This window comes from Noviherbaspirillum malthae, assembly GCF_015352985.1.
Classification (GTDB): Bacteria; Pseudomonadota; Gammaproteobacteria; order Burkholderiales; family Burkholderiaceae_D; genus Noviherbaspirillum; species Noviherbaspirillum malthae.
The window spans coordinates 1-10943 of the sequence record NZ_JACYXF010000120.1 but is presented as its reverse complement, the minus strand read 5'-3'; the positions used below and the strand labels follow the sequence as shown (position 1 = coordinate 10943).

6 protein-coding genes are annotated in these 10943 nt (G+C 56.8%); 5 read left to right on the top strand and 1 reads right to left on the bottom strand.

Annotated features, from left to right (window positions below; all coding sequences use genetic code 11):
* Nucleotides 1–269 precede the first annotated feature (269 nt).
* Nucleotides 270–1184 (top strand): aromatic amino acid DMT transporter YddG, encoded by a 915-nt coding sequence (gene yddG, locus IGW03_RS36355; RefSeq protein ID WP_194727261.1) that lies wholly within the window; start codon nucleotides 270–272, stop codon nucleotides 1182–1184.
* Between the two features lie 80 nt (nucleotides 1185–1264).
* Here yddG and IGW03_RS36350 read toward each other — a convergent pair whose 3' ends face one another.
* The gene (locus tag IGW03_RS36350) at nucleotides 1265–2038 is read right to left on the bottom strand and encodes an endonuclease III domain-containing protein (protein ID WP_194727260.1); all 774 of its coding nucleotides are present in this window, start codon (nucleotides 2036–2038) and stop codon (nucleotides 1265–1267) included.
* A 330-nt stretch (nucleotides 2039–2368) separates the two neighbouring features.
* Here IGW03_RS36350 and IGW03_RS36345 point away from each other — a divergent pair, with 330 nt between their 5' ends.
* From IGW03_RS36345 to IGW03_RS36330, 4 genes are all read left to right on the top strand, one after another.
* Nucleotides 2369–3121, top strand: a complete 753-nt coding sequence (locus IGW03_RS36345) for a peptidylprolyl isomerase (protein WP_194727259.1) — start codon at nucleotides 2369–2371, stop codon at nucleotides 3119–3121.
* Between the two features lie 99 nt (nucleotides 3122–3220).
* A complete protein-coding gene (locus IGW03_RS36340) occupies nucleotides 3221–6280 on the top strand; it encodes an ABC transporter transmembrane domain-containing protein (RefSeq protein WP_194727258.1) in 3060 nt (1019 codons plus the stop codon).
* The gene (locus IGW03_RS36335; protein ID WP_194727257.1) at nucleotides 6277–7710 is read left to right on the top strand and encodes a sigma-54 interaction domain-containing protein; all 1434 of its coding nucleotides are present in this window, start codon (nucleotides 6277–6279) and stop codon (nucleotides 7708–7710) included. The genes IGW03_RS36340 and IGW03_RS36335 overlap by 4 nt, the downstream gene beginning before the upstream one ends.
* Before the next feature lie 820 nt (nucleotides 7711–8530).
* Complete coding sequence (locus IGW03_RS36330; RefSeq protein WP_194727256.1) at nucleotides 8531–10894, top strand: NEL-type E3 ubiquitin ligase domain-containing protein; 2364 nt, start codon at nucleotides 8531–8533, stop codon at nucleotides 10892–10894.
* The last annotated feature ends 49 nt before the right edge of the window (nucleotides 10895–10943 follow it).

The window sequence follows — 10943 nt, the reverse complement described above, 5'->3', positions numbered from 1 at the left end:
CGTTTGCCCTCGCAGCCTGCCTCGGTGAGTCGCACGCGTTGTCTTGTGTGCTCATCGATGAAGCACATTGTAGGTGTTGCGCGAAAGGAGAAAAACAGCCTCGGCAGCAATGCGTTATTGCGAAAACAGGAATAATCTGGGAAGGGACGCGGTTCTGCTCATGACTTGGCCGGAAACTCATTCCCCGCTTTTTCTTTTACAATGCCCGGCCCGAAGGGATAACGAAAAAACTCCCTTCCAAGGTAACCATTAAAGGCAAGCAGGGCGGAATGAACAACAAGCGTAAAGCAACTCTTATCGGACTCATTGCAATTCTGTTATGGAGTTCGATCGTCGGCCTGATCCGGGGCGTCAGTGAAAGCCTGGGAGCGACCGGCGGGGCCGCCATGATGTATACCGTCGCATCGGTTCTTCTGCTGCTGACCATCGGCTTTCCCAAGGTCAGCGAATTCCCTCGCCGCTATCTCTTCTGGGGAAGCCTTCTGTTCGTTTCCTATGAGCTCTGCCTCGCATTGTCCATCGGCTATGCAAACAGCGGCAGGCAAGCCATTGAAGTCGGGATGGTCAATTATCTGTGGCCCGCCTTCACGATTCTGTCCGCCATCCTGTTCAACAAGCAGAAGTCCAACCTGCTCATCATTCCCGGATTCGTCATCGCGGTGCTCGGGATCTGCTGGGTACTGGGCGGCGACCAGGGTCTGGATCTGGCCGGAATGACGGCGAACGTCAAGGACAATCCGCTCAGTTACGGATTGGCCTTTTCCGGTGCCGTCATCTGGGCGGCCTATTGCACCGTGACCAAGCGGATCGCCGGCGGCAAGAACGGGATCACGCTGTTTTTCATGCTGACGGCGCTGACGCTGTGGGTCAAGTACCTGGCCACATCGGAAGGCGGGATGGAGTTCAGCGTCCATGCAGTGATCTATCTTGTGCTTGCCGCATCGGCGATGGGATTCGGTTATGCAGCCTGGAATGTCGGCATCCTGCATGGCAATGTCACCATTCTCGCCGGGGCTTCTTATTTCATTCCGGTGGTTTCCGCGGCGCTGGCAGCCACGCTTCTGCGCACACCGCTCTCGACCTCGTTCTGGCAGGGCGCATCCATGGTGTGCGCGGGATCGATTCTTTGCTGGCTGGCAACGCGAGAGCGGCAGGCGAAGACAGCGTTGAGCAGCGAAGCCTGAGCTCCTTGTTCCATCACTTTCCTGAACGGCAGATCGAGAGCCGATCAGGCAATCAAACCCTCCTGTGCATGCCGGACGGATTACCGCGCCGGCTGCTCTCCTTCATGCTTCGCCGTCCGCTTGCCGGCCAGCCTCGCTTGCCCATGCGGGCAGAGATCCAGCAGCACGCATTGCCGGCATTTCGGATCGCGCCAGGTGCAGACATCCTTGCCGTGGCGCATGATGATCTGATGATTGTCGTACACCATCTGCGCATCCCATTCGTTCGGCAGCTGCGATTCCAGTACGCGATGTGACGGGCCTACCGGCAGGCTCTCGGGAATCAGGCCCAGACGCGCCGCGACCCGATGATGATGGCTGTCCACCGGCAAGGCCCTGCCGCGCAGGTTGCTGAAGGAAATCACCGCGGCGCTGGTCTTGGGGCCGACGCCGGGCAGGCTTTCCAGCCAGGCGCGCGCTTTCACCACCGGCCAGTCGCGCAGGAATTCAAGGGACAACGCGCCGTCATTGCGCTCACCGACTTCGCGCAGCACCGCCTGTATGCGCGGCGCCTTCTGTTCCGGCCAGGTACAGGCCGAGATGGCTTCCTCCACCTCCCCGACCGGCGCGTCGCGCACCTGTTCCCATTCCGGGAAACGCTCGCGCAGCGTACGGAATGCCAGTCCCGAATCGCGGTTGCGCGTTCGATGGGAGAGCAGCGCCGAGACCAGTTCGGCAAGCGGATCGAGCACGTGAAAATAACGGATCGGGCAGTCGTACTCCTTGCAGAGGCGGCGATGCACTTCCAGCGCCTTGGCTTCGGGAGGATCGTTCGGCACGTCGGTGTCGAACAGGGACAGTGAGTGCTGGTGCATGAGGAGTCTTCTCTCGGTGGATCGCATGCGCAGGGCCGACTCGAAGGGATCGCACAATGCATGCAGTCAATGCCGCTCAGACCTGTAAATCCGGCAATCGTTTCTGCAGCGGACGCGAAACGCGGGTCCGCGGTCGAAAAGTGTAGCGATGAAGAGATGACGGGACGATGCCCGCGCGCCATATTGCAGCCGGTCAAGCAGGAAGCATCATTTGTCCTTGCAGACATTGAGCAAACACAGCGTTATTGGCTTGCACAGTCTTATTATTGTCAATCTCGAGGTGGAAATTGCAACTGGCGCTTCCGCCCCGCATCTCAAGGAGAATGCGACATGACCGAAATAGTACGCATCGACGATGAAGTCATCGGCTTTGAAGATTTCGTCAGGACACTCAAGCTGAGCGGACAATTCGAAAGCCTGGTCGAGCAGATCGTCCGGGACAAGCTGACGGTTAAGGCGGCGAAGCGGCAAGGCATCACCATCAGCGCCGAAGACATTCAGGAGCGCGCCGACCAGTTCCGGCGAGTGCAGGGCCTGCATCGCGCGGCCGACATGAACAATTACCTCGACGCAATGCGCATCAATCTCGACGAGTTCGAGACCTACATCACTGACATGCTCTACCAGGAAAAAATGCTGGCGCAGGTTTGCAGCGACCGGGCGGTAGAGGATTACTTCAAGCTCAACTTCCCCAAGTTCGACAGCATGGAAATCAGCCATGTGGTGCTCGATACCGAGGGCAAGGCCAAGGAAATGATTTCGGTGCTCGAGGAAGACCCCGACAGTTTCGAGGAGATGGCGCGCGAGCACTCGATCGCCGATACGCGAGACAAGGGCGGGGTGATCGGCAAGGTGCTGCGCGGTTCATTGAAAAGCGACATCGAGGCCAAGGTGTTCAACGCGCAGGTGGGCGAACTGCTCGGCCCGTTTCCGTCGCCTGACCGCAGCTTCTTCGAAATCTTCAGGGTGAACGCGAAACACCCGGCCAGGCTGGACGAGGAATCGTCCGCGGAAATCCGCCGCCTGCTGAAAGAGGAGTGGCTGCAGGCAAGGGCGCAGGAACACATCATCGAGGCGCGATGACCGGATGATCGTTTGCCGTGCAAGGACGCGGCGCGGCAGGAAGATGCGAATGCAATCGGGCGCGAACAGGCGCAGTCAAGCGAAGAGAATGGCGAATCCATGGACACCTCTCCCCAAGTGCATCCGCTGGTTGACTTCCTTGCCAACGTTGAAATCCTGTCGCCGTTCACCCGCGAGGAACTGGAACGCCTCGCCGCCAGCGCCGAATCGCGCTTCTTCGGTTTCGGCGACACCGTCTGCAATGCCGGCGACGCGGCCGACGGCCTGTATGTGATCAAGAGCGGTTCGGTGCGCATCTTCACCGAAGAGCAGGGCAAGGAAATCAGCATGGGCGTGCGCAAGGCGGGCGAAGTGTTCGCCGATATCGCCATGCTGCGCGAATACCGGCATGAATCCTCGGTGCGCTCCTCCACCAAGACGGAACTGCTGTACATTCCGCGCCAGGTGATCGGCCCCATCGTGCTGCAGAATCCTGCCGCCTACGCCTTCGTCACCAGCTATGTCGCGATCAGCTCGGCCGGCGGCTTCGTGGCGCGGCTGTTCGATCTCAAGGGCAAGGTCAACAAGAAGGAGCTGGAAGAATTCATCCGCAGCGTCGGCGTCAAGCGTGTTGCCGCCGGCAAGGAAATCCTGAAGCAGGATGCGCGCGAGGACCGCCGGCTGTATGTGGTGCGTCAAGGCGAAGTGCGCATCGTGCGCAGCGAGGAAGGGGCGGAATATCCGCTGGCCACCTTGCGCGAGGGCGAGATCTTCGGCGAAAAGGCCTGCGTGATGCGGCAGGAACAGATCGCGACCGTCACCGCCAATGTCGACACCACGCTGCTGGTGATTCCGGAAAAGACCGTGCACCAGCTGGTCGAGCGCAATCCCAAGCTGCGCGAGGCGCTGGAAGCGCGCATCCAGTTCATTGAGCGAGAACTGCACCGGCAGAAGAAGCTGGCCGAGCGGCGCAAGCATCCGGTGCGGCTGGACCTGCTGTCCGAGCCGGAACACGGCGAAAAGATGATCAAGCGCTTCCCCTGGGTGGAGCAGGCGGAAGAGATGGATTGCGGCGCCGCCTGCCTGGCGATGATCTGCAAGCATTACGGCATACCGATGACGCTGGGCAAGCTGCGCGAACTGGCCAACGTGACCACGCAGGGCGCCACTCTCGACAGCCTGGCGCGGGTCGGCGACTCGCTCGGCTTCACCACGCGCGGCGTGCAATGCACCTACGAATCGCTGCTCGGCTTCGAGCTGCCGTTCATCGTGCACTGGGAAGGCTATCATTACGTGATCGTCTATGGCGTGTCGAAGCGGCATGTGCGCGTCGCCGATCCGGCGGTCGGCTACCGCAAGATGACGGTCGAGGAATTCGAGCGCGGGTGGAGCGGCACCTGCCTGCTGTTCACCGCGCGCGAGGACATGGTGCAGATGGCGGCGACGCGCTCGCCCTGGATACGCTTCATCGCCTATCTCAAGCCTTACAAGAAGATCCTGCTGCATCTGTTCCTGGCGACCTTCGTGATCCAAATGCTGGGGCTGGTGCCGCCGCTGATCATCCAGAACATTCTCGACGGGGTGATCGTGCACCAGAACATAGGCCTGCTGCATCTGCTGATCGCCGGCCTCATCATTGCCAATGTGTTCACCCAGCTGATGAGCACGATACGCGCCTATCTCGCCAACTTCATGGTGCGCAACATGGATTTCGCGATGATGTCGCATTTCTTCCGGCACACCATGTCCCTGCCGTTCTCCTTCTTCGCCAAGCGCAAGACCGGCGACGTGCTCGCGCGCTTCCAGGAAAACCATACGATACGCGGCTTCCTCACCGAGTCCACGGTCACCACCGTGCTCAACCTGCTGATGGTGTTCATCTATTTCACCATCATGTTCATGTACAACGCGAAGCTGACCGTGGTGCTGATTGCCTTCGTCATTCCCATCATGGGGCTGACGGTGCTAGTCACGCCGAAGATCAAGAACTATGCGCGCGAAGCCTTCGCCTCCGCTACAGATGCCCAGGCCTATCTGATGGAAACGCTGGGTGGCGTGGAAACAGTCAAGGGCATGGGCATCGAACGGGCGGTGCGCATGAAGTGGGAAAAGAAATATGCGAAATCGCTGGACGTGCAGTACCGCGCCCAAGGCTTCAACATCGTGGTCTCGCTCGCCAGCCAGGTGCTCAATGCGGCCACCACCATCACCATTCTCTGGGTGGGCGCCAATCTCGTCTTGTCACGCGAACTCACAATCGGCCAGCTGATGGCCTTCAATGCCTTGATGGGCAGCGTGATGGCGCCGCTGATGGGCCTGGTCGGACTGTGGAGCCAGCTCAACGACGCGGCGGTGGCCATGGAACGCCTGGGCGACGTGCTCGACATGGAACCCGAGCAGAAGCCGGAAGACCTGCCTTCGCGCGTGGTGCTGCCGGACCTGCAGGGCGACATCCGCTTCGAGAACGTGTATTTCCGCTACGGCGGCAACGAGACCGACTATGTGCTGGAGAACATCAGCTTCGACATCAAGCCGGGCGAACTGGTGGCGGTGGTCGGGCGCAGCGGCTCGGGCAAGACCACGCTGGCCAAGCTGCTGGTCGGCTTCTATGCGCCGAGCGAAGGCAAGATCACGGTGGACGGCTACGATGTGGGCAAGATCGACAAGGACTACTTCCGCGCCCAGGTCGGCTACGTCATGCAGAGCAACCTCGTGTTCTCGGGCACCATTGCCGAGAACATCGCCAGCGGCGAGGAAAGCCCGGACCGCCGCCGCATCGAGGAAGTGGCGAAGATGGCCGACGCCCATCCCTTCATTGCCAAGATGCCGCTCGGCTACGAGCAGATCGTCGGCGAGCGCGGCGTCGGCCTGTCGGGCGGGCAGATACAGCGCCTCTGCATCGCCCGCGCGCTCTACCACGACCCGCGCCTGCTGGTGTTCGACGAAGCGACGTCGGCGCTCGACACCCAGTCCGAGAGCAACATCATGGGCAACATGAACGAGATTCTCAAGGGCCGCACCGCCGTGATCATCGCGCACCGCCTCAGCACCATCATGCGCGCGGACAAGATCCTGGTGCTGTATGAAGGCGCGATCGTGGAACAGGGCCGGCACGACGAACTGGTCGACCGCCGGGGCATGTACTACCAACTTGTGCAAAAACAGCTGAGTGCCGCATGAAGCTATACAACCCGGGCCTGCCAGGCAACTCCGCGATGTCGTATGCGGGGCTGATCGAAAAGATAGAAATCCTCCGCACCACGCTGCGCTGGGCCAACCGGCTGGAGCGCACCGATATCGAGAAGCTGCTGCGGCAATCCAACGCACTGCGCGACGAAGTGATGCAGCTGTCGCACAAGGAGCGCTTCATCAAGGCCGCCGGCGCAGCGGAAGAGCCCGATACCGCCAGCCGCCTGCCGGGCGACCGGCGCAAGGCTTTGCTGGCGCGCAGCTTCGTCTTCGAAGGCACCTTCGGCGACAATCCGGAACTGCTCGATGCGCTGGAAGTCGCCGAGAAGGCGGCGCCGACCGACCTGCCGGTGCTGATCGACGGCGAGAGCGGCACCGGCAAGGAACTGATGGCCAAGGTGATTCATGCGAACGGTTCGCGTTCCGACAAGCCGTTCATCTCCGTCAACTGCGGCGCCATTCCGGAAAACCTGATCGAGTCGGAACTGTTCGGCCACAAGCGCGGTTCCTTCACTGGCGCGGCGACCGACCGCAAGGGCAAGTTCGAAAGTGCGCACAAGGGTACGATCTTCCTCGACGAAATCGGGGAGCTGCCGCTGACCGGCCAGGTCAAGCTGCTGCGGGTGCTGGAGGCCCACGAGATTCAGCGCGTCGGCTCGGACGAGCCCATCCCCGTCGACACCCGCATCGTGGCCGCCACCAACCGCAACCTGCGCAAGCTCAGCGAGGAGGGCACGTTCCGTGAGGATTTGTTCTACCGCCTCAGCGTGATCCATGTCAGCCTGCCGCCGCTGCGCCAGCGCAAGGACGAGATTCCCCTGCTGTTTTCCTATTTCTGCGACGAGGCGGCGGAAATGATGAAGCGCAGGCCGATCAGGATGACGCCGCAGCTGCGGGAATTCCTGATCAACTACCGCTACCCGGGGAACATTCGCGAACTGCGCAACCTGATCTACCGGCTTACCTGCCTGGCGGGAGAGATGGCGGATGTCATCCATCTGCCGGTGGATATACGCTCTGCGAAAAATGCCGATGGTGCGTCTTCTGCCGCACCTGCAGTGACTGCAACCATGGCCGTCGCGCCCACCGAGTCAGTCGCTGTTCCCACGTCTGCCGCGTCCGGTTTCTTGCCGTCGACTGCCGCCATCCCCGTGCGAGGCGGCGATGTTTCCGGCATGCCTTTGCTTCCCGGCTCTCTCAGCGATGCGCGGCGAATCGCCAGCGACGAGGCGGAAAAGGCTTTTCTGGAAAAGGGCTTGCGCGAAGTCGGCGGCACGGTGTCGGAACTGGCGCGGCGCTGCGAGATGAACCGCTCGCATCTGCAGATGCTGCTGAAGAAACACGGCATCCATTCCAAGGACTTTCGTGTGTCGCGCAAGGCAGGTGCGGCGGAAGCTGGTTTCGGGGAGCCGAAGTTGTGAGTGTGTTGCGCTAAGACGGCGGTGGTATCTCTACAGGATATCCAAGATTCTTTCGCACTTTTGAATTGGCGCGTGGCAGATGGAATTTAATGAGGCTAATTGTCACACGCGGCCTGCTTACCGAGTTTTGGAATGTCCAGTTCACCCGTAAAACCATTGACCGATACTTATTGAAATCTCAAATCCATTCCGACCATCCCGCTTGGATTTTATTCATCGAAGCCGGCCGTTAGCGTGTATTGCCGTCAATGTCATGAATTACCCAAGATTGCATGCGCTCAAGAACGTGCCATGGGAATATGAGGAATGATGGTACCGCAAAAAACACGTCTTTATCGTCAAGAAACAGGAAAGAATGTAGCCGAACTTGACGCTTGGTCAAATCTGATTGGGCACAATGATACTCGATGTCAGATATAGCAACGACTCCATCCTGAATACCGAGATTGGTAGAAATTGCGGGGGAACTGGATTCAATCGCCACATGATGGATAGAGGTAGACGTGGTGAAGGTGCTGTAGCCACGTGTAGAAGTCAAGCAGCATCATTTTCCCAATGTGCCAGAAGAACCGAAGCTGTTCTGCACGACAATGCGCAAGCAACCAAGGCTTCCACTTAATTTGACGCAGCTGCAGGAGTTCTTGCAGATGCCTCCGGTTCCATTATGAGTTGCCGTGCGCCACAGTCCGCAAATTTTGCGTTACTAAAATTTGGCACATTACACCATGTGCCAAAAATTTTGACTTCCCATGGAACCATCTTCGGTCTGCTCACCACATAGAACCGCATCACACTTATCTCCAATGTTAGAAAGAATCTGATGTCGATTGACCGAGCAGCCATTAGCCGAAATTTGGGAGTACCCCTGGCCAGCAACGAGGAGCAACGCGGAGCAGCGACCCAACGGGCAAATACTCAGCCTACCACGCAACCGGATGCAGGAGCCGAGCATCCCAAGCCAGCAAGTCACTTAAAGAAAAGCTTGCGAAAATATTTGTCGTCGACAAATCCTGTCCCTTTTACGCTGCCAGATACGCATTGGTCACGCACTCTTGACTTCAGCAACGTGAATTTTCCAAACGATGTCCAACCTCCCGAGGTCGAGCACGCAAAACGGTGGATTACTGATTTGCTCGGCTCGTCCGGAGAAATCAGGAAACGGTACAGCGTGGGAGCCGGTTTGTATTTCCACAAACCCTCCTCTCCGCGCTATCAAATCGCCAAACGGGAAATGAGCGCCATCGAGCGTACTCAACTGACGGCAATCTTAAGACATCTGATATGTCAGAACAATAATGAACTACAGTCAAATAGTGCGGAATTGGATGAAATAGTCGATCTGTATCTGTCTGTGCAACATGCGCGTCTGCGCATGCATACGCCGGAAGAACGTTTGGCGCTGAGAAGGCATTGCGCATTTTATGGCGTCTTAGGAGCCTCTCTTTCGCTTACCGGTCCTTACGGACCTGTGTTTCTGCTGCTGGGAATAGAACAAATTCGGATAGGGCGCAGAAATTACTACCGCAGCAATCGTAGGCCTGAATATGAAAAAGCTACGAGCGATATGTTCGAAATGATTTCCTCTCCTGTTTGTCCTCAGGAGATTAAATTAAGAATAGCCGGAGAAATTCTCGATCATTACATGAGAAGTGAAAAACTTCTTACTCAAGAGCATGCAGATTCAATACTGGAAACTCTTAATGAGGGGGTACCGCCGAGGAGGGCAGGGCAGGCAACGGGGATGAACGGACAACTGCGATATACAGGAATGGCCAGCATTATTCTCAGGGATCGCTCTACGGAGGAGCAACAAAACCGGCTTGTTGAATGGGCAACGGTGTCTAACAACTGGAAGTACAGCGTTGAACCGTTGGAAAAAATGCTGGATAGACTCTGCATGAGAATCAATGAAATGCGTATAGAGGATGGTTCGGTTTCTCTACCCACTTCACAAGAAATTATTAAAGCATTGAGTAAAAAACCTAACGCAGAAGAGTTTGTCAATCTTATTCAACGCGCGGAAAAAGACGCCAACAATGCTAAGAAGAACCGAAGCAACGAAGTTTACTATAACATTGCACAGATTCTTAGTGCCATTATGCATGATTCCGACTTTGCCGATAGGGTGTTTCAAGATTCTGTAGGCGGCACGCAAAATTGCATCAATAATGCAATGGAGTACATCAGCGAACTTGCGAGAAGGAGCAAGAACCGTGAACTGGTACGCGGAATTGTGTCAGGGGCTATGAACCTTGAACAATTTAAGGAAGCTTCCTTGGCTAACTTCAGGTTGGAGACGCTTGACCGCTATATTGCAACGGATATACTTCCTCGAGCAATAAAAAACGATCAAAGGCTAAAAGGAGCCTATGAACCGGAACTGGCACAAACTATTAAATCAGATTTAATAACTCGGCTCAACTTGCCGAAAACTGTGAATCCTTCAAGTGCAGCATATCCTGGCAAGGACAGATGGCATGGGAGATATGTTGAAGATGCCGAAAATTATGTTAACGAATACACTGAAAATAAAGCAGAGCAACAAGCTTTCCTTGAAACAGACCCACTTTGGCGAGATGGCGTAATAGAGCTCGCGCGGCAGGTGCCAAATAGCCAGGATGTCAGCAAGCTGAACCGCTATACCTTAGAACTGTCGAATTATACCTGGGACGGTTCAACTGCCATGGATCAATATGGAGAGCTAGTCAGGGAGGAAAATCTGGCACGAGCAGTCCGTGCCGCATCTGATCTGGAGAGTCTTTATACCCCGAGAACAGGGCAGAAAGTGTTCAGTGTGGATAAACAGGGCGACGACAAATACATGACGGAAATCCCCGCCTTCCAAGATCTGTATGACCGAATCGAAGCATTGGAAAGACAGTTCAAGACAGCTATTCAATCAGTAGAGCGACAGTTCGCTTCGCATGTAACAAGACACGTTATCGAAAGTGATGGAAATCTTCCTGCTGATGGGGGCTTCCAGCCTGATTTCAAATTGCCAGAGCATTGGGAAAAGGAAATGCAGGTCCTGCTTCCAATGAGTCAGGCAGCCGAGTTGGTCGAGATGTCGAATAACCTTTACAAAAAAGAAGAGGAAATTCAACAGTTAAGGCTACGCTGCAAAAGTAAACGAGATTTGTTGCCAAGCGTTATAGGTGCTATTGATCTCTCCCCGTACGAATGAAGATGAAGCAGCAGACCCTGTCGATGGCCCAGGACCAAGGATTCGAGCA

Excerpts from the sequence above, each read along its gene's own strand:
- yddG (WP_194727261.1), top strand. The coding sequence starts at position 270 with ATGAACAACAAGCGTAAAGCAACTCTTATCGGACTCATTGCAATTCTG.
- IGW03_RS36350 (WP_194727260.1), bottom strand. The coding sequence starts at position 2,038 with ATGCACCAGCACTCACTGTCCCTGTTCGACACCGACGTGCCGAACGAT.
- IGW03_RS36345 (WP_194727259.1), top strand. The coding sequence starts at position 2,369 with ATGACCGAAATAGTACGCATCGACGATGAAGTCATCGGCTTTGAAGAT.
- IGW03_RS36340 (WP_194727258.1), top strand. The coding sequence starts at position 3,221 with ATGGACACCTCTCCCCAAGTGCATCCGCTGGTTGACTTCCTTGCCAAC.
- IGW03_RS36335 (WP_194727257.1), top strand. The coding sequence starts at position 6,277 with ATGAAGCTATACAACCCGGGCCTGCCAGGCAACTCCGCGATGTCGTAT.
- IGW03_RS36330 (WP_194727256.1), top strand. The coding sequence starts at position 8,531 with ATGTCGATTGACCGAGCAGCCATTAGCCGAAATTTGGGAGTACCCCTG.